Source organism: Herbaspirillum sp. CF444, assembly GCF_000282135.1.
In the GTDB taxonomy this organism is placed as follows: domain Bacteria; phylum Pseudomonadota; class Gammaproteobacteria; order Burkholderiales; family Burkholderiaceae_D; genus Herbaspirillum.
Genome location: NZ_AKJW01000088.1, coordinates 64207 through 82650, shown reverse-complemented (window position 1 = coordinate 82650; position 18444 = coordinate 64207). Strand labels below are relative to the sequence as shown.

Here is an 18444-nt window from a genome sequence, read left to right as displayed (position 1 = left end):
CGAGAGCCGAAATGCAACGGGGGTGCACGCGCCGTGATCAGCGACGTTCCCGCAACGCCTCGAACTCGCCGAACTTCATTCAATCCATCATTCAACAGCAGCCGGTGCGCCGGCATACAAGAGACGAGCATGTCAAAACTGAAAACCGGCGGCCAGTTGCTGGTCGATGCACTACTGGCGCAAGGAATCGATACCACTTTCTGCGTTCCGGGAGAAAGCTATCTGGATGTTCTCAACGCCCTCTACGACCATCAACAGGAGATTCGCGTGATTTCCTGCCGTCATGAAGGATCTGCATCGTTCATGGCCGAAGCCTACGGAAAACTGACCGGCAGGCCAGGCATCTGCTTTGTCACGCGCGGCCCCGGCGCCACCAATGCCAGCATCGGTGTACATACCGCATTCCAGGATTCGACGCCGATGATTCTGTTTGTCGGTCAGGTCGGACGAGACATGTGCGAACGCGAAGCCTTTCAGGAAATCGACTATCGCCGCATGTTCGGCCAATTCACCAAATGGGTAACGCAGCTCGACGATGTAGCGCGCGTGGGTGAGTATGTGGCGCGGGCATTTGCGGTGGCGATGTCAGGTCGTCCCGGGCCGGTGGTGATTGCCTTGCCGGAAGATATGCTGACCGAATCGACCTTCCCGCGCGAAATCCATAAGGTGGAACCGGTACAGGCCTATCCCGATCCGGATCCTCTGCAGCAGATGCAACTGCTGCTGCGGCAGGCGCAACGGCCAATGCTGATCCTAGGTGGATCCAATTGGGATCAGGACGGCATGCGCAACATGGAACGCTTTGCCACCCAGAACAACCTTCCCGTGGCAGCCTCGTTTCGTCGTCAGGACCTGTTCGACAACCGTCATCCCAACTACGTCGGCGAAGTCGGCATCGGCGTCAATCCGGCGCTGGCAAAAATGATTGTCGAGTCCGATCTACTGATTGCGGTCGGCTCGCGCCTCGGTGAAATGGTCACCAGCGGTTATACGTTGCTGGATATCCCGCGGCCAAGACAGAAACTGGTACACGTCATGCCGGCGGCGGAAGAGCTCGGACGCGTGTATCAGACCGACGTCAAGATTGTGTCTGCGATGAACGCCTTTGCGCGTATGGCAGTGCGCTTGCCTTCCGTGGATGCGCAAGCCTGGCACGGTTGGAAGCAACAGGCCCGCGACAACTATCTAGCCTATATTGAACCGCCTCAACGCAGCACCGACTTCGATCCCGCGCAGGCATTTAAGCAGATGCAGCGCATTCTGAATCAGGATGCAATTCTGACCAACGGCGCCGGCAATTACACGGCCTGGGCGCATCGCTATTATCAGTTTTCACAACCCAAGAGCCAGTTGGCACCGACTAGCGGCGCCATGGGCTACGGCGTGCCGGCGGCGATCGCCGCCAAGCTATGCTTCCCGGCCCGACAGGTTATTTGCCTGGCCGGTGACGGTTGCTTCCTGATGACTTCGCAAGAGCTGGCAACCGCGGTCTTACATCGGTTGGGGATCGTGTTCCTGATCTTTAACAATGGCATGTACGCGACGATCCGCATGCACCAGGAAAAGAATTATCCAGGCCGCGTCATGGCGACCGACCTCAACAATCCTGACTTCGTGGCCTATGCGAAATCATTTGGTCTGGATGGTTGCGCCATCGACAAGACCGAGCAATTTGAAGCAGCACTGGAAAAGGCCTTGCATATTTCAAGTTCCACCTCGATGCCATATCTGATCGAGATCCGGCTCGACCGGGAAATGCTGACGCCGCGCGCAACGCTGTCCGGCCTACGCAATACAGCGCTGGCCGAACGTGCTGACAGCAAGAACCATCAGGACTGACCGTGCCAAACGGATTTGGTGACGCTGTGACAGCAGCGTCACCAGAGCGACGGCCGGAATATTGCAGATTTTTTGTAGAAAATCTGACAAGCTGACTCGATACCCTACAGTCCAATTCCAGATACATATCTTTCATTCAACCCTTCCACCGCCCCCCCGGAATAACTGGGGAATAACATTGTCGCGTTATAAATGTTGATTTCCTGAGATGGCCCCGACACCACCAATAGGATCAAACTAGCGTTTCATCCAATTTAGATGTGGATGTCTGTCATGGATATCGACATTCTTGGAATTGATCTAGCTAAGCGCGTGTTTCCGTTACACGGATAGGATCGCGGCGGCTCCGCAAAGTATGGCACTAAAGTGATGCGCGCAGCCGATGGCTACAAGAGCTGATCGCACACCGAGGTTATAACCGGGCAGCCGTTGCGCTGGCAAATAAGAACGCACGTGTCATTCAAGTGTTGCTGAGCCATCCGGATAGTTATTACTTACCGGATGAGTCTGTTTGATAAACGGTTGGCCAACTCGTTTTTTACGGCTTGTGGAGGATTTTCTTACTTTGCTACCCAATTTTGTATCTTATTCCGACTACATGAAATCCCGATAGTCCTTTTCTGTAGCCATCTCTAGCCAGATTTCCCACTCACTTTGGTATCTATAAAGTAGCCATATGGGATATACATCGACCTGAGCGAACACACGGAAGAGACCCGCGCACTGGCGACACGGATCAAGGAAGCGGTGCGCGAAGCCACCAATCTGTCGTGCTCGATCGGCATCGCGCCCAACAAACTGCTGGCAAAGATTTGCTCGGATCTGGAAAAACCCAACGGCCTGACCATCCTCACGATGGACGATGTGCCGACGCGGATATGGCCGCTGCCGGCGCGCAAGATCAATGGCATCGGCCCCAAGGCGGCAGAAAAACTGACGGCGCTCGGCATCGTCACCGTCGGCGATCTTGCCCGGGCCGATGCCGGCCTGCTGCAGGAACATTTCGGTCGCAGCTATTCGGCCTGGCTCGGCAATGTCGCGCAGGGCATCGACGACCGCCCGGTCTCGACCAGCTCGGAACCGAAATCGATCAGCCGCGAAACCACCTTTGAACGCGACCTGCATGCACGCCATGACCGGGAGAAGCTGTCGGGAATTTTCACGGCGCTGTGTGAGCGTGTCGCCGACGACCTGCACCGCAAGGGATATCTTGGGCGCACCATCGGCATCAAGTTGCGCTACGCCGATTTTTCCACCGTCACGCGCGACGTCACGCTGCCGGAGCCGACCTCCGCCGCGGCGACGATTCGTCAGGCTGCTGGCGAATGTCTACGCCGCGTTCCGCTGGAACAAAGACTGAGGTTGCTCGGCGTCCGGGTCGGTGCGCTGTCGCGCCCCGGCGCCGAAGCGCAAGATCCCGGAGAGATCCAGGGCGACCTGTTCGTCGCACAATCGCCCATCGATCCTGCTTGAGCATGGCGCAAGAATTCCGATAGTCTGCTGCCATGCATCGCTTCGCGCGCGGCGGAGATGCTTGCCTTCCGCATCGCTCCTGTCTCGTCGAGAATTCCAATGATCCAATGAATCTGGTATCCGTGTCTGCGGCAAGCCGACCTTAACTGCCGCTTTCCGTTTTCCGATGGAACACGGGCCGTCCCTTCCTTCTTTTTTGCCTTCGGCAACACGACACGGTGAAGTCGTCTTCGCCCTGTCAGGGCGTGCAGGAGAAATTTTCCCTGAGGCGCGAAGCCAGAAAAATTTCGGTCATTTTCCCTCTCGGGTCAGGTAATCGTCAGCTTGGCGTTTCATGAAATCACACGCCACCCCTTTTGAGAATTTTCTTATATTTTTATTAACTTCCCATCCCTAACATGCGTCCTGTGATTGAGGTTTGAGCAAGGAATGGAATGCATCATTGCCGCCGAACGCAAGGAACGCAGCATCACACAAGTTTCCGCGCGTCCGAAAATCTTGATGATCACAACAACCCACTGTCTTTACATTCTTTTGGAGTACACCACATGAAAAAAACCATCCTCGCCTCCTTGCTGGCAGCTGCGGCACTGGCGCCCATGGCTTCCTTCGCCAGCGACGGCACCATCAATTTCAGCGGCCAGATTACCGATCAGACTTGCACAATCAACGGCGGACAACCGACCTTCACCGTGACACTGCCTAAGGTATCGGCCTCGACACTGGCAGTTGCCGGCTCCCAAGCCGGTTCGACACGCGTTCCTCTGACGCTGACAAACTGCACACCAGCCTCCGGCGGCGTTCGTCTCTACTTCGAACCAGGCGCCAACGTCGACTACACAACTGGTCGTCTGAATGTCGCTGCCGGTGGCGCCCAGAAGGTTCAGATCGGTCTGTTCAACGATGCCGCAGGCACCAGCAAGGTCAACATCGGTGCAATGACCGGCGGCCAAAATACGGCGTTCTTCCCTATCGCCGCTGACGGCACCGCCAATCCGGTCTATTACGCACTGTATGTGTCTCAAGGCGGTGCGACTTCCGGTGCGACCACTACGTCCGTGACTTACAGCCTTGAGTATCAATAAACATACCGGACCAGAGATGCTCCTGTTTTCGGCTCGCTAGTCCAAGCAAGTCTCGATGAAGCCACTTCCGTGGCTTCATTGCCTTCTATGTACCTATTCATCATCAATATCTCCAACACCAACAGGGTGGAAATATGCGTATCCGTTTCAAGTTTTTTCGTGCCGCCTGCGCCATAATCGCTGCGATCTCGATCATCCCGGCATGGGCCAGTGTAGTCATCAACGGCACCCGTGTAATCTTTCCTTCCGACGAGCGCGAAGTCACCGTGCGCATGACCAACGAGGGAGCAAGTCCGGGCCTCGTTCAAATGTGGATTGACAAAGGCGATCCCAAGTCGACGCCGGCAGCCGAAGACGTCCCTTTCCTGCTCACGCCGCCGCTGTTTCGCATCGATCCGGCCAAAGGCCAGACCGTGCGCATGATCTACAATAAAGCTCCGTTGCCGCAAGATCACGAATCCATTTTTTATCTCAATCTTTTGGAAGTGCCGCCACGGCCACAAGGCATCGATCCCAATGACGCCAACTACGTACAGATGGCGTTTCGTACGCGCATCAAAATTTTCTTCCGCCCGAAAAATCTTAATAGTCAAGACGCGCTGTTCGCCGCTCCGCCGAAAGTGACATGGAAATTGATTCGCGATGGCAATTCTTATGTTCTTGAAGGAAAAAACCCGACGCCTTACCACATCAGCGTAACCCGGGCGGCCTTTGTCGCTCCCGGCGATACGCCCGAGACCGAACCGAAGGTCGTCAATGAAGAAGGCGGCATGATGCCTCCGAATGGCCAATTCCGCTACGTCCTCAAAAACGTGAGCCAGGCGCCCCAGCAAGGCACCAAAGTCCGCTTCACTTATCTCAATGACTATGGTGGATCGGTCGACGTCAACAGCGATATCGTCCAGTAACAGGACATTGACGGAGAGGGAGAGCAGGTCACGCATCGCCTTACTCCCTCGCGGCAAACAAAACGTTATTACTTGACCGGAATGCGCGACAAGAAATCGCGCAGGAAAGATAATCCAACTCTCCGCTGCGTGTAAAATGGACGCTTTTGCCCGAACGCCATGTGGTTTAAGAACCTTCAGATTTATCGCCTCCCTGCACCTTGGGCCATCAGCGCCGAACAGCTCGAATCCTATCTCGCGCCGCAATCGTTTGCCGCTTGCCCCAGCCTGGAAATGCAATCGCAAGGCTGGGTTTCCCCGCGCGGCAATGAACAACTGGTGCATGTCGTCAACCGCCAGTTCCTGCTCAAGCTGGACACCGAAAAGAAGCTGCTGCCCAGCACCGTGGTCAACCAGGTCACCAAGGCGCGCGCCGCCGAACTGGAAGAACAGCAAGGTTTCCCTCCGGGCCGCAAGCAGACCAAGGAATTGAAGGAACAGGTCACCGATGAATTGCTGCCGCGCGCCTTCAGCATCGTGCGCAGCACCTGGACCTGGATCGACCCGGTCAATGGCTGGCTGATCGTCGATGCCGGCAGCTCCGGCAAGGCGGAAGAAGTCCTGAAACTGCTGTTGAAGGCGATCCCGAAATTTCCGCTTGAAACGCTGCGTACCGTGCGCTCGCCCTTGTCGTCGATGACCGACTGGCTGGCGTCGGATGAAGCGCCGAGCGGCTTCACCGTCGATCAGGATACCGAATTGCGCGCCAGCGGCGACAGCAAGGCGACCGTGCGTTTCGTGCGTCACACGCTGGAGCCGGACGACGTGCGCCGCCATATCGAATCGGGCAAGCAGTGCACGCGCCTGGCGCTGACCTGGAATGATCGCGTGTCTTTCGTGCTGACCGAGAACCTGAGCGTCAAGAAGATTGCACCGCTTGATGTGCTGAAAGAGGACAACGATGTGACGAACAAGAATGATGATGAGCGCTTTGACGGCGACTTCATGCTGATGACCGGCGAGGTCAGCAAGATGCTGGTCGATCTGGTCGATGCCTTGGGTGGCCAGTTGCGCGAGAACGACGGCTCGGCGGCATTGGCGGCCTGATCGCTTCACGCCCGACAACATAAAAAGACGCCGGCAGATCCTTGTATCTTCCGGCGTTTTTTATTGCACGGGACGTTTTTTCTTCGGCACAATCAACACGGCGTCGAGCGCTTTCATGGCGTGACAAATCGTGTTGGCCAGACGTTCGCAACCGACGCCGTCGCGCGCGCTCAATGACAGGCCATGCAAAACGGCAGTGTAGAAATCGCTGAGGCCATCGATATCGACATCGGCGGCGAGTTCCCCCTGCGTTTGCGCCTGGCGGAAGCGCTTGTCCAGCGCCTGGCGTTTTTTGTGGCGGCGCGCGCGCAGCTCTTCGGCGTGCGCGCTGTTTTCCGGAGCGCAATTGATGGCCGACGTCACCACCATGCATCCCTTGCCGGCGAAGGCGTCGATACTCGCGTGCAACATATTGAACACGTCCTCGCGTACGCCGTGGCCTTCTTTCAGGGCGTTCATCGGCGCGGCGGCGGTGGTCGTGGAATAAAACTCGACAGCTTCGCGGAACAGCGCATTCTTGTCGCCGAACGCCGCATACAGACTGGGCGCCTTGACGCCGATGGCGGTCGTCAGATCGGCCATGGTCGTGCCTTCGTAACCCTTGCTCCAAAATACCTGCATTGCCAGGCGTAGCGCTTCGTCTCGGTCGAAACTGCGCGGCCGCCCTCTTGTTTGCTGCATCGGAATGCTCCTTCGTGATCGCGGTGCTGTGGATTTTCTGCGACCAGTGTAGCTTACTTTAATTTGAATTACAAAAATACCTTGACAGCATTTTGAGTCAAAAACTATTATGTAACACGCATTACATAAATACTGACTATGATGATGCGAAAGCTTCCTTGTCTAACAGTCAATTGCAGACAATTACAGTCAAGAAAGCAAGAAGCCGAACCGGAAAGAACGGAAAGTTGCATCTTCAACCAAACTTTCAGCCAGTATCGTCGGATCACATGCAGCGCCAAAATATGCGCATAATGTGACTCCGCCGCGATTGCTTTCTACCGGTTCATCCAACGACGTAGTGAAAATGCAGCGAAAGGAAACGTCATGACCCGCAAGACCCGTATAGAACATTACCGAAACATCGGTATCAGTGCGCACATCGATGCCGGTAAAACCACCACCACCGAGCGCATCCTGTTTTATACCGGTGTCAACCACAAGATCGGTGAAGTCCATGACGGCGCCGCCACCATGGACTGGATGGAGCAGGAACAGGAACGCGGCATCACGATCACTTCCGCCGCCACCACCGCCTTCTGGAAAGGCATGGCCGGCAACTATCCGGAACACCGCATCAACATCATCGACACGCCGGGCCACGTCGACTTCACGATCGAGGTCGAACGCTCGATGCGCGTGCTCGACGGCGCAGTCATGGTCTACGACTCGGTCGGCGGCGTGCAGCCGCAATCCGAGACCGTGTGGCGCCAGGCGAACAAATACGCCGTTCCGCGCATGGCCTTCGTCAACAAGATGGACCGTGTCGGCGCGGACTTTTTCCGCGTGCAGAAACAAATCGGCGAACGTCTTAAGGGCAACGCCGTGCCGATCCAGATTCCGATCGGTGCGGAGGATCATTTCCAGGGCGTGATCGACCTCGTCAAGATGAAGGCCATCGTCTGGGATGAAGCCAGCCAGGGCGTCAAGTTCGAGTATCAGGCTATCCCGACCGAACTCGAAGACACCGCACGCGAGTGGCATGACAAGATGATCGAGCAAGCAGCGGAAGCCAATGAACAACTGCTGGAGAAATATCTCAGCGGCACGCCGCTGACCGAAGCCGACATCAAACACGGCCTGCGCCTGCGCACCATCGCCGGCGAGATCGTGCCGATGTTGTGCGGCAGCGCGTTCAAGAACAAGGGCGTGCAGGCGATGCTCGACGCCGTGATCGATTATTTGCCGTCGCCGGTCGACGTGCCTGCGATCAAGGGTCACGACGAGAACGACAACGAGATTGAACGCCATCCCGCCGACGACGAAAAATTCTCGGCGCTGGCCTTCAAGATCATGACCGACCCGTTCGTCGGCCAACTGATTTTCTTCCGCGTGTATTCCGGCACGGTCAATTCGGGCGACACCGTCTACAACCCGATCAAGGACAAGAAGGAACGCCTGGGCCGCATCCTGCAGATGCATGCGAACGAACGCAAGGAAATCAAGGAAGTGTATGCGGGCGACATCGCAGCCGCGGTCGGGCTGAAGGACGTCACCACGGGCGACACGCTGAGCGATCCGGACCACGTGATCATCCTCGAACGCATGGTCTTCCCCGAGCCGGTGATTTCGCAGGCGGTGGAACCGAAGACCAAGGCCGATCAGGAGAAGATGGGCATCGCCCTGAATCGCCTGGCGCAGGAAGATCCGTCGTTCCGCGTGCGCACCGATGAAGAATCGGGCCAGACCATTATTTCCGGCATGGGCGAGTTGCATCTGGAAATCCTGGTCGATCGCATGAAGCGCGAATTCAACGTCGAAGCCACCGTCGGCAAGCCGCAAGTGGCTTATCGCGAAGCGATCCGCTCGACCGTGGAAGATGTCGAAGGCAAATTCGTCAAGCAATCCGGCGGGCGCGGCCAGTACGGCCACGTGGTGTTGAAGCTGGAGCCGCTGCCGCCCGGCAAGGGCTACGAGTTCGTCGACGCCATCAAGGGCGGCGTGGTGCCGCGCGAGTTCATTCCGGCGGTCGACAAGGGCATTCAGGAAACGCTGGGCAGCGGCGTGCTGGCCGGTTATCCGGTGGTCGACATCCGCGCGACGCTGACCTTCGGTTCTTATCATGACGTCGACTCGAACGAAAATGCCTTCCGCATGGCCGGTTCGATGGCGTTCAAGGAAGGCATGCGCCGGGCCAGCCCGGTGCTGCTGGAGCCCATGATGGCGGTCGAAGTGGAAACGCCGGAAGACTACGCCGGCACCGTGATGGGCGATCTGTCGTCGCGTCGCGGCATGGTGCAGGGCATGGATGAGATCGCCGGCGGCGGCGGCAAGATCATCAAGGCCGAAGTGCCGCTGTCGGAAATGTTTGGCTACTCGACTTCCTTGCGTTCGGCCACGCAGGGGCGCGCGACTTATACGATGGAGTTCAAGCATTATGCCGAGGCGCCGCGGCATGTGGTGGAGCAGTTGACTACGGAGAGGAAGGGGAAGTGAGGCTCGACCGTTCGCTAAACTTCGTTAGCTCTTTGTAAGACGTAGAAGCCCTGCTTGGTTGCACTAAGCAGGGCTTTTACTTTTGTGGGGCATCAGGGGCTCGCCTACGTTCCGCAGGCCGCGGATTCGCTTGCAAGCAACCCCTTCAGGATAAGAAAATGCGCCGCCGTGAGCCGTGCAGGCGGCTCACTCCGCTCCGATGTCAGACATGCCCTTCGGGCATGGATTCGGGCATGGAATCAGGAGCTTAAAAACAAAAACGCCTGCTTAGTTTCCACTAAGCAGGCGTTTGTGTTTTGGCGGAGCGGACGGGGCTCGAACCCGCGACCCCCGGCGTGACAGGCCGGTATTCTAACCAACTGAACTACCACTCCAGATTTGGTTTTCAGTCTCGCTGAAAGACCGCAATTATAGCGGAGCTTTCACAGGAATTCCAGTACTTTTCTACAAATTAACCCTGAAATTTACCTTCGAATGCCAATTTGCTCAGCGGCTCGCGCGGCGACGGCAGTTCGCGGGCTTGCATGCCTTCCGGCAGGATCGATTTATCCCCCAGTTTGCCAACCGCAACCGCGGCTTCGACCGAAAAGTCGGCCGGGACGCCCAGCTCGGTGCGCGCCCTGTCCTTGTCGAAACCGGCCATGCCGTGCGCATGCCATCCCGACAGGCTGGCTTGCAGCGCCAGGTAGGCCCAGGCCGAACCGGTGTCGAAGGAATGCGTGGTTGCAGGCACCGGCGCGCTTGCACCCGGCGGCGTGAAAGTGGTCTTGGACAGCACGATGATCAGGACCGAAGCCTTTTCCGCCCAGCCGCGATTGAATTCATTAAGCAAACCCAGCAGGCCGTCCCATTGCGGCGTGCCGCGACGGGCATAGACGAAACGCCACGGTTGCGAATTGTAGGACGACGGCGCCCAGCGCGCTGCTTCCAGAAAGGTCAGGACGGTTTCTTCGGAAATATCGGCGCCGGTGTAAGCGCGCGGCGACCAGCGGTTCAGAAATTGGGGATCGATGGGATGATCGGCAACGCGTGGATTGGTTTGCGACATTGTGGCTCCAGATGAGTGAGATATGTTGCTCTGCAAAACGAGCAGACGGGCATCTTAGCAGGTGTTTTTCTCGCCTGCAGAGCAAGCTCTCGGAACACTCCCGGGGTTACGCAGTTTCGCTCGCCGGGTGCAGCGCGAAGGCCGACTTTAGCGGCCTCCCGGGCCATCTCCACCACCACGAGGACCGCCGCCTCCATCCCAGCCGCCCGGGCCGGGGCCGCACAACCATGGCGCGCAAACGCAGCCTCCCAACGAAAACAACAAGGCAATGGCGCCGATGAATAAACCAAGACGTCGCATGACAACTTCCTCCAAGAAACATTGATCGTCATGCGACTGTACAAATAAAACCTGCTAAGCATCGTCAAGGCATTGCAACAAGAAACTACTGCGCTGCAACCGGCTACCGGCTTGCGTTTCAAGCTTGCCGTGCTAAGATTCCGACACATAAGAAACAGACGGAGACATAGCATGAACATCCTCAGAGAAGCCGAGCGCGAAGTCTGGATCGACGGCACCATCTATCAATTCAAATCGAAGGTGGAAGCCAGCGGCTTTGAAGACATGTGCCGCGCCATCGGCAAATTGCACAACGCGATGCAGTTGTATCCGCCGTCGGCAATCGTCCAGACCGCGCCGCACGACCGCACCGAAGAAGTCTGAAGCGGAACCGCCGGACAATACGCAAGCCACACCTTCAACGCATAAAAAAACCCGCGGGCCTTGCGGCTCGCGGGTTAAATCCAATCCTCAGGGGGGTGATGAATTGGAGGGGAGGGAGTGCTCAAGATACCGCCCCCTCACCCGCCCTTCTACCGTTTTTACACCCTGTAACATCCGTTACAGGATCTTGTTTCACATACTCCCCCGCAGGTCGTTTTGTATTTCACCTCGTATTATTTACCGATACAGAAGCGTGAAAAGATCACCCCCAGCAAATCGTCCGGCGTGAACTTGCCGGTGATGCTGCTTAAACGTTCCTGCGCCAGGCGCAATTCTTCCGCAAACAGATCGAGCGATTTATCGCTGGCCTGATTGTCGACCGAAGCATGCATGGCGGCGCTTTCCAGATATTCGCGTGCCGCCTTCAGGGCGATCAGATGGCGTTCGCGCGCGAGATAGCGCGACTCCACCGTCTGCTGCCAGCCGGCGATGCGCAGCAGTTCGCCGCGCAGCAGTTCGATGCCGAGATGATCGGTCGCCGACAGGTAAATGTGGGTAGCGTCGGACATCTGGTCGACCGCCGGCTTGTGGCCGGAACGGTCGATCTTGTTCCAGATGCGAATGACGGGAATACCGTCGGGAAAACGCTCGGTGATCTTTTCGTCTTCCAGCGTCGGTCCGTGATCGGCGTCGAGCATGTGCAGGATCACGTCGGCTTTGGCGACTTCTCCCCAGGTGCGCTCGATGCCGATGCGCTCGACCTCGTCGGGGCCGCTGCCGTCGTCGCCGGCTTCACGGATGCCGGCGGTGTCGATGATATTGAGCGGCATGCCTTCGATCTGGATCGTTTCGGTGACCTTGTCGCGCGTGGTGCCGGCGATCGGCGTGACGATGGCGACGTCGGAGCCGGCCAGCACGTTGAGCAGCGACGACTTGCCGACGTTGGGCTTGCCGGCCAGGACCACATTGAGGCCGTCGCGCAGCAAGGCGCCTTGCGAAGCGTGCATGAAAACGTCGTCGAGCGTGGCGCGGATCGCGGCAAGCTGGCCGCGGGCGTCGGACTGTTCGAGGAAGTCGATTTCTTCTTCCGGGAAATCCAGCGTCGCTTCCACCAGCATGCGCAGGTTGGTGACCTTGTTCACCAGATCGTGAATGACCTTGGAGAAGGCGCCCGACAACGATTCGGAAGCCGACTTGGCGGCGGCTTCGGTCGATGCCTCGATCAAGTCGGCAACCGCTTCGGCCTGCGCCAGATCGAGCTTGTCGTTGAGGAAGGCGCGCTGCGTGAACTCGCCCGGCTCCGCCAGGCGCAGGCCGATGTCGGCGCCGGCTTCAAGGCAGCGCGCCAGCAGCATCTGCATGACCACCGGTCCGCCGTGACCTTGCAGCTCCAGCACGTCTTCGCCGGTGTAGGAATGCGGTGCCTTGAAATAGATCGCAAGGCCCTGGTCGATGGCGCTGCCGTCGGCGCGCCTGAACGGCAGGTAGCTGGCATGGCGCGGCGCCAGCGAAGTTTCATCCTTGCCGCAGACGGCCTGAACCACCGGCCACAGATTCTTGCCCGAAAGACGGACCACGCCGATGCCGCCGCGTCCCGGTGCGGTGGCAATGGCGGCGATGGGAGAAGTGTCGAGAGTCATGATGCGCACTACTTTTCAAAAAATAGGAAAACAAAGGCGAAAAAAAGCCCGTGAAAATCATGCCACGGGCTTTTTCGACTAACAAGTGACTCACAAGCAGGTCGTTAAGCCTTGCCTGCCTGCAGCTTTCTGGTGATGACCCATTGCTGCGTGATCGACAGGACGTTGTTCACGACCCAGTACAGCACAAGACCGGACGGGAAGAAGAAGAACATCACCGAGAACACGATAGGCATGAACATCATGACCTTGGCTTGCACCGGATCCGGAGGCGTCGGGTTGAGCTTGGTCTGGATGAACATCGACACGGCCATCAGCACCGGCAGGATGTAGAACGGGTCGGGTGCGGTCAGATCGTGGATCCAGCCCAGCCATGGCGCGCCGCGCATTTCAACGCTGGCCAACAGCACCCAGTACAGCGAAATGAACACCGGGATCTGAATCACGATCGGCAGACAGCCGCCCAGCGGATTGATCTTCTCGGTCTTGTACAGCGACATCATTTCGCGGTTCATGGCTTGCGGATCGCCCTTGTGACGCTCGCGGATCGCGGTCATCTTCGGCGTGACGGCCTTCATCTTGGCCATGCTGCGATAGCTGGCGGCCGACAACGGGAAGAACACCGCCTTGATCAGCATGGTCAGCAGGATGATGGTCCAGCCCCAGTTGCCGACGTAGGCATGGATGTGGATCATCAGCCAGAAGATCGGCTTGGCGATGATGGTCAGCCAGCCGTAGTCCTTGACCAGCTCCAGACCTGGCGTGGTCTTTTCCAACACGGAAGATTCTTGCGGACCGGAATACAGACGCGCGTCCATGGTAACGCTGGCGCCCGGAGCAACCGTGCCCAGCGGCAGGATGTTGCCGACTGCGTACAGGTTGGTGCCGATCTTCTTGGTGAAGATGTCGCGCTGCGCTTTTTCAGGCGGAATGAACGCCGACACGAAATAGTGCTGCACCAGCGCGATCCAGCCGTTATCGGCCTTGTTGGCGTGCTGTTCCTTGCCTTCTTCGATTTTCTCGAAGGTCAGCTTCTGGAATTTTTCGGCATCGGTATAGACCGCAGGACCGGTGAAGGTGCTGTAGAAATGCGATTCGCCGCCGGGCTTGTTGCCGTCGCGCACCAGTTGCAGGTACAGCGAAGGATTGATCGCGGCAGCGCTGTCGTTGGTGACGGTGTGCTTCAGGTCGATGGCGTAGTCGCCGCGCTTGAAGGTGTAGGTCTTGGTCAGCTTGACGCCGTTTTCCTGCGCTTCCAGCACCAGTTGGACTTCATTGCCGTTGTCCAGCGCGCGTGCACCCGGCTTGGCGGTGAAGATCGACTTGTGGTTCGGGAATTGACCGCCGATCAGGCCGGACTCGGCCAGATAGGTATGACCAGCGCTGGAGTCGAACAGGACCAGGTTCTTGGTCGGGTCGACGGTGTCGCGGTGCTTCAGCAGTTCCAGGCGCTTGAGTTCGCCGCCGACGGTGTCGATGTCGGCCTTGACGACGTCGGTCGTGATGGTGATGGTCTCGCCCTTGGCGGCAGGCAGGCCGCCGGCCACGTCGGCCGCGCTTGCAGCAGTACCGGCGGCGCCGGCAACGGCTTGCGGCACAGGCGATTTGGACGGGTCAGCGCCGGCCGCTGCCGGTGTCGCCTCTTGGGTAGCGGTCGGGAAAAACATCGACGGCTTGCCGTTATGGCGTTGCCAGCTGTCCCAGAGCAACAACAGGGAAAACGAGAACACAACCCACAGGACGGTACGTTTGATATCCATAAGAGTATTGACCAATAAATCAGGAGTGGCTGCAACCGCCAGCGGTCGCAGTGGGAGAGGAAGAATCTGGAGCGGCGGACTCAGGCACGGGGTCGAGTCCGCCGGGATGCCAGGGATGGCACTTGCACAGGCGTTTGCCGGCAAGCACGCTGCCTTTCCATGCGCCGTGGCGGCGAATGGCTTCTGCGGCATAGTCCGAACAGCTGGGATAAAAACGGCAATTCTGCCCGAGATAGGGGCTGACTCCCAGCTTGTAGGCGCGTAACAGCAGGAGTAAAGGCGTTTTCATCACTTATTTCCTGGCTTCCCGGCAAAGGTTGTCGCGTTCAGCAAAAAGGTGAACAACTGTGACAGCTCTTCGCGCAATTCCGCTTTCAGTTTTGCGTTGGTCGCCGGTCCGCTCTTGCTGTTGACCGGCTTCGACAAACGCACAATGCAATCTACCTGGGGCAATGCCAATGCCGTTTGCCGGAACAATTCGCGGGTCACGCGCTTGATCGTGTTCCGGGTGACCGCGCGCGGCGCCATGCGTTTGGCGGCGACGACACCCAGACGGGCTAGCGGCAAGTCGTTGTTGCGGGCATACAGTACGAAATGCGCTGTACGATACACCGGTCGCAAACGAAAAACGGATGAAAACTCATCCGTTTTAACGATTCGCTGATCGCGTGAGTAGAGATAGGAAGAATCGCCTGTCACACAAACAGCAGCGCACTATTCTGGCGTTGTATGGTGCTGATATTAAACAGCTGCCAGACGCTTGCGGCCCTTGGCGCGGCGTGCGTTGATCACGGCGCGGCCACCACGGGTTGCCATGCGGGCGCGGAAACCGTGGGTACGCTTACGACGCACGACGGAAGGTTGGTAGGTACGTTTCATGTTGGACTCGCTTACTTAATCAATAATCGGCAAAAATACTTCGGAATCTCCGCGGAATTTCTGTTTTTCTGCGCGTGTCTCTTTATATGGATCTGAGAGACATTTGAGAGCCGAAACCGCAAGGCCACAGCACGAACGCAATTCAACGGATGGTGAACCCTGAATTAGACTGCATTTTTCACTTGTTTGTCAATGACTTATCTACTTTCGCCTTTCCGGACGGGCAAGCTCGCGAGCCCTGTTGTCGCCTTGTCCATGGTAAGAAGCAAGGGTCTGCCCTGAGGGAACGCGCTTTTTGCTATCGAAAAGATAAAACACATAAAACAAAGACTATCAGCGACGGCGTTGTGCGCAGGTCACATGGCAGGAAAGCAACAATAAAAACATGCGATGCGGCAACTCCGGAAAATATGCCAGGCGTATCTGCCGGCCGCACCGCCGCCCTCCTCGCCACCCGGCACCAAACTTGCATCGCCATCGGGCATGGAAACGTCCCGCAGAAAACGATCGCAAAACCACCCGCAAGCCCGGCTCCGATCCGCTTGCGCGCCTGCCGGACAAATCTGCCGTCGACGTCAACCGACACTCTCGCTCAACCATTTAGAGAACAGGGACGAACACGCAAATCGCGCACGAAAAACAGGTGCTGCGGCATATCGAAAAGATGGCTGCAAAAATGGCAGGTGCTTTTGAATATAAGAAAATGATTTCGCAGTACGCTGAAAGCAAATGCGGCACATTGCTTCTGTAAAAAAGGAATAGAATAAAAACGAAAATTTGATTTTCTGGTCGAACTAGAATAAGCCCGCAGCGTTGAAAAATTCAGGCGCGCGCACGATAGTGAAAACGATCAGCAGCAGTACTCAGGAAACGCGGTCGATAAATCTAAGAACATAACGCACGTATTCAATTTGTTGTCTCATTGAAGTTACGGAGGTGGTATGGATATCTACAGCAGCTTTGCGAGTCGCTTTGACAAAACCAGAGAAGAAGAATTTTCGCTCGAAGAATACCTGAGTCTTTGCAAGAACGATCCGGCTGTGTATGCATCGGCGGCAGAACGCATGCTGATGGCGATTGGCGACCCAGAGAAGGTCGACACTCGCGAAGATCCCCGTTTGTCCCGCTTGTTCGCCAACAAGGTGATCAAGGTCTATCCCGCCTTCAAGGAGTTCTACGGCGCGGAAGAAGTCATCGAACAAGTCGTTGCCTACTTCCGCCATGCCGCCCAAGGACTGGAAGAAAAGAAGCAGATCCTGTATCTGCTGGGTCCGGTCGGCGGCGGCAAGTCGTCCATCGCCGAACGCCTGAAACAGCTCATGGAGCACATTCCCTTCTATTCGATCAAGGGTTCGCCGGTCAATGAATCGCCGCTGGGCCTGTTCGATTACGAAGAAGACGGACAAATCCTGGAAGAACAGTTCGGCATTCCGCGCCGCTACCTCAAATCCATCCTGAGCCCGTGGGCCGTCAAACGCCTGCACGAATTCAACGGCGACATCCGCCAGTTCCGCGTGGTCAAGCGCTATCCGTCGATCCTGCGCCAGATCGCGATTTCCAAGACCGAGCCGGGCGACGAAAACAACCAGGATATTTCCACGCTGGTCGGCAAGGTCGACATCCGCAAGCTCGAGCAATACTCGCAGGACGACGCCGACGCCTACAGCTACTCCGGCGGCCTGTGCCTGTCAAACCAGGGCTTGCTGGAATTCGTCGAAATGTTCAAGGCGCCGATCAAGGTCCTGCACCCACTTCTGACCGCGACCCAGGAAGGCAACTTCAAGGGCACCGAAGGCTTCGGCGCGATTCCGTTCGACGGCGTCATCCTGGCCCACTCCAACGAATCGGAGTGGAAAGCCTTCCGCAACAACAAGAACAACGAAGCGCTGCTCGACCGTATCTACATCGTCAAGGTGCCGTATTGCCTGCGCGTATCGGAAGAAATCCGCATCTACGAAAAACTGATCCGCACCTCCTCGCTGGCCAAGGCCATCTGCGCGCCGGGCACGCTGAAGATGATGGCGCAATTCTCCATCCTCACGCGCCTGGGCGAGCCGGAAAACTCCAGCCTGATTTCCAAGATGCAGGTGTATGACGGCGAGAACCTCAAAGACACCGACCCCAAGGCCAAGTCGTATCAGGAATACCGCGACTACGCCGGCGTCGACGAAGGCATGACCGGCATCTCGACGCGCTTCGCGTTCAAGATCCTCTCGCGCGTGTTCAACTTCGACACCACCGAAGTCGCCGCCAATCCGGTGCATCTGATGTACGTGCTGGAGCAACAGATCGAGCGCGAGCAGTTCCCGCCCGAGCAGGAGCAAAAATACCTGTCCTTCGTCAAGGACACGCTGGCCTCGCGCTATGCCGAATTCATCGGCAAGGAAATCCAGACCGCCTATCTGGAGTCGTATTCCGAATACGGCCAGAACGTATTCGACCGTTACGTCACCTACGCCGACTTCTGGATCCAGGACCAGGAGTTCCGCGACCACGACACGGGAGAGAGTTTCGATCGCGCCTCCCTGAATGCGGAACTGGAAAAGATCGAGAAACCGGCCGGCATCAGCAATCCGAAGGATTTCCGCAACGAAATCGTCAATTTCGTCCTGCGCGCACGCGTCAACAACGGCGGCAAGAATCCGCTGTGGACCAGTTACGAAAAACTGCGCGTGGTGATCGAGAAGAAGATGTTCTCCAACACCGAGGATCTGCTGCCGGTGATTTCCTTCAACGCCAAGGGTTCGACCGAAGAAATGCAAAAGCACGAAGATTTCGTCAACCGCATGGTCAGCAAGGGCTACACGCCGAAGCAGGTGCGCTTGCTGTGCGAATGGTATTTGCGCGTGCGCAAATCCTCTTGAACCAGGAAACGCGGGTTGCCGATGACAGAACGCGTCAGCTAAC

General features: G+C 57.3%; 14 protein-coding genes, 1 tRNA gene and 2 pseudogenes. 9 read left to right on the top strand and 8 right to left on the bottom strand.

Annotation, left to right across the window (positions count from 1 at the left end; translation table 11 throughout):
* Positions 1-129 precede the first annotated feature (129 nt).
* From PMI16_RS20705 to PMI16_RS20685, 6 genes and pseudogenes are all read left to right on the top strand, one after another.
* The gene (locus tag PMI16_RS20705; protein WP_007883200.1) at positions 130-1839 is read left to right on the top strand and encodes a thiamine pyrophosphate-binding protein; all 1710 of its coding nucleotides are present in this window, start codon (positions 130-132) and stop codon (positions 1837-1839) included.
* A 365-nt stretch (positions 1840-2204) separates the two neighbouring features.
* Positions 2205-2354 (top strand): annotated as a pseudogene (locus PMI16_RS26075) (IS110 family transposase); the annotation flags it as partial.
* A 166-nt stretch (positions 2355-2520) separates the two neighbouring features.
* Positions 2521-3312, top strand: a pseudogene (locus tag PMI16_RS20700) (DNA polymerase IV); the annotation flags it as partial.
* Positions 3313-3860: 548 nt separating this feature from the next.
* Positions 3861-4397 carry a fimbrial protein gene (locus PMI16_RS20695; protein ID WP_007883195.1) on the top strand — a complete coding sequence of 179 codons (537 nt, stop codon included), beginning with the start codon at positions 3861-3863 and terminating at the stop codon, positions 4395-4397.
* Positions 4398-4531: 134 nt separating this feature from the next.
* Complete coding sequence (locus tag PMI16_RS20690; RefSeq protein ID WP_007883192.1) at positions 4532-5305, top strand: fimbrial biogenesis chaperone; 774 nt, start codon at positions 4532-4534, stop codon at positions 5303-5305.
* A 159-nt stretch (positions 5306-5464) separates the two neighbouring features.
* A complete protein-coding gene (locus PMI16_RS20685) occupies positions 5465-6391 on the top strand; it encodes a recombination-associated protein RdgC (RefSeq protein ID WP_007883190.1) in 927 nt (308 codons plus the stop codon).
* Positions 6392-6451: 60 nt separating this feature from the next.
* Here the strand turns inward: PMI16_RS20685 and PMI16_RS20680 are convergent, their stop codons facing one another.
* Positions 6452-7072: a TetR/AcrR family transcriptional regulator gene (locus tag PMI16_RS20680; protein WP_007883188.1), complete on the bottom strand. Its 621-nt coding sequence runs from the start codon at positions 7070-7072 to the stop codon at positions 6452-6454.
* A 366-nt stretch (positions 7073-7438) separates the two neighbouring features.
* Here PMI16_RS20680 and fusA point away from each other — a divergent pair, with 366 nt between their 5' ends.
* The gene (gene fusA / locus PMI16_RS20675) at positions 7439-9547 is read left to right on the top strand and encodes an elongation factor G (RefSeq protein ID WP_007883186.1); all 2109 of its coding nucleotides are present in this window, start codon (positions 7439-7441) and stop codon (positions 9545-9547) included.
* A gap of 297 nt (positions 9548-9844) precedes the next feature.
* Here the strand turns inward: fusA and PMI16_RS20670 are convergent.
* Positions 9845-9921: transfer RNA gene (locus PMI16_RS20670), tRNA-Asp, on the bottom strand.
* Between the two features lie 77 nt (positions 9922-9998).
* Positions 9999-10595, bottom strand: coding sequence for a nitroreductase family protein (locus tag PMI16_RS20665; RefSeq protein ID WP_007883185.1), 597 nt, complete (start codon positions 10593-10595; stop codon positions 9999-10001).
* Positions 10596-11066: 471 nt separating this feature from the next.
* Between PMI16_RS20665 and PMI16_RS20660 the strand changes: the two genes are divergently transcribed.
* Positions 11067-11258 carry a hypothetical protein gene (locus tag PMI16_RS20660; protein WP_007883184.1) on the top strand — a complete coding sequence of 64 codons (192 nt, stop codon included), beginning with the start codon at positions 11067-11069 and terminating at the stop codon, positions 11256-11258.
* A gap of 233 nt (positions 11259-11491) precedes the next feature.
* On the opposite strand, the gene mnmE is transcribed toward PMI16_RS20660, so the two are convergent.
* The 5 genes from mnmE to rpmH form a co-directional block, all read right to left on the bottom strand.
* The gene (gene mnmE / locus PMI16_RS20655) at positions 11492-12898 is read right to left on the bottom strand and encodes a tRNA uridine-5-carboxymethylaminomethyl(34) synthesis GTPase MnmE (protein WP_007883183.1); all 1407 of its coding nucleotides are present in this window, start codon (positions 12896-12898) and stop codon (positions 11492-11494) included.
* 104 nt (positions 12899-13002) lie between these two features.
* Positions 13003-14658, bottom strand: a complete 1656-nt coding sequence (gene yidC, locus PMI16_RS20650) for a membrane protein insertase YidC (RefSeq protein ID WP_007883182.1) — start codon at positions 14656-14658, stop codon at positions 13003-13005.
* Between the two features lie 19 nt (positions 14659-14677).
* Positions 14678-14947 (bottom strand): membrane protein insertion efficiency factor YidD, encoded by a 270-nt coding sequence (yidD, locus tag PMI16_RS25465; RefSeq protein ID WP_007883181.1) that lies wholly within the window; start codon positions 14945-14947, stop codon positions 14678-14680.
* Positions 14947-15357 carry a ribonuclease P protein component gene (rnpA, locus tag PMI16_RS20645; protein WP_157212729.1) on the bottom strand — a complete coding sequence of 137 codons (411 nt, stop codon included), beginning with the start codon at positions 15355-15357 and terminating at the stop codon, positions 14947-14949. Before rnpA ends, yidD begins: the two co-directional genes overlap by 1 nt.
* A 42-nt stretch (positions 15358-15399) precedes the next feature.
* On the bottom strand, positions 15400-15537 hold the full coding sequence (gene rpmH / locus PMI16_RS25460; protein ID WP_006461360.1) for a 50S ribosomal protein L34: 138 nt from the start codon (positions 15535-15537) through the stop codon (positions 15400-15402).
* Between the two features lie 941 nt (positions 15538-16478).
* Here rpmH and PMI16_RS20635 point away from each other — a divergent pair.
* Positions 16479-18401: a PrkA family serine protein kinase gene (locus tag PMI16_RS20635; RefSeq protein ID WP_007883175.1), complete on the top strand. Its 1923-nt coding sequence runs from the start codon at positions 16479-16481 to the stop codon at positions 18399-18401.
* Positions 18402-18444 lie beyond the last annotated feature (43 nt).

Coding starts and splice junctions, on each gene's coding strand:
- PMI16_RS20705 (WP_007883200.1), top strand. CDS start 130: ATGTCAAAACTGAAAACCGGCGGCCAGTTGCTGGTCGATGCACTACTG.
- PMI16_RS20695 (WP_007883195.1), top strand. CDS start 3,861: ATGAAAAAAACCATCCTCGCCTCCTTGCTGGCAGCTGCGGCACTGGCG.
- PMI16_RS20690 (WP_007883192.1), top strand. CDS start 4,532: ATGCGTATCCGTTTCAAGTTTTTTCGTGCCGCCTGCGCCATAATCGCT.
- PMI16_RS20685 (WP_007883190.1), top strand. CDS start 5,465: ATGTGGTTTAAGAACCTTCAGATTTATCGCCTCCCTGCACCTTGGGCC.
- PMI16_RS20680 (WP_007883188.1), bottom strand. CDS start 7,072: ATGCAGCAAACAAGAGGGCGGCCGCGCAGTTTCGACCGAGACGAAGCG.
- fusA (WP_007883186.1), top strand. CDS start 7,439: ATGACCCGCAAGACCCGTATAGAACATTACCGAAACATCGGTATCAGT.
- PMI16_RS20665 (WP_007883185.1), bottom strand. CDS start 10,595: ATGTCGCAAACCAATCCACGCGTTGCCGATCATCCCATCGATCCCCAA.
- PMI16_RS20660 (WP_007883184.1), top strand. CDS start 11,067: ATGAACATCCTCAGAGAAGCCGAGCGCGAAGTCTGGATCGACGGCACC.
- mnmE (WP_007883183.1), bottom strand. CDS start 12,898: ATGACTCTCGACACTTCTCCCATCGCCGCCATTGCCACCGCACCGGGA.
- yidC (WP_007883182.1), bottom strand. CDS start 14,658: ATGGATATCAAACGTACCGTCCTGTGGGTTGTGTTCTCGTTTTCCCTG.
- yidD (WP_007883181.1), bottom strand. CDS start 14,947: ATGAAAACGCCTTTACTCCTGCTGTTACGCGCCTACAAGCTGGGAGTC.
- rpmH (WP_006461360.1), bottom strand. CDS start 15,537: ATGAAACGTACCTACCAACCTTCCGTCGTGCGTCGTAAGCGTACCCAC.
- PMI16_RS20635 (WP_007883175.1), top strand. CDS start 16,479: ATGGATATCTACAGCAGCTTTGCGAGTCGCTTTGACAAAACCAGAGAA.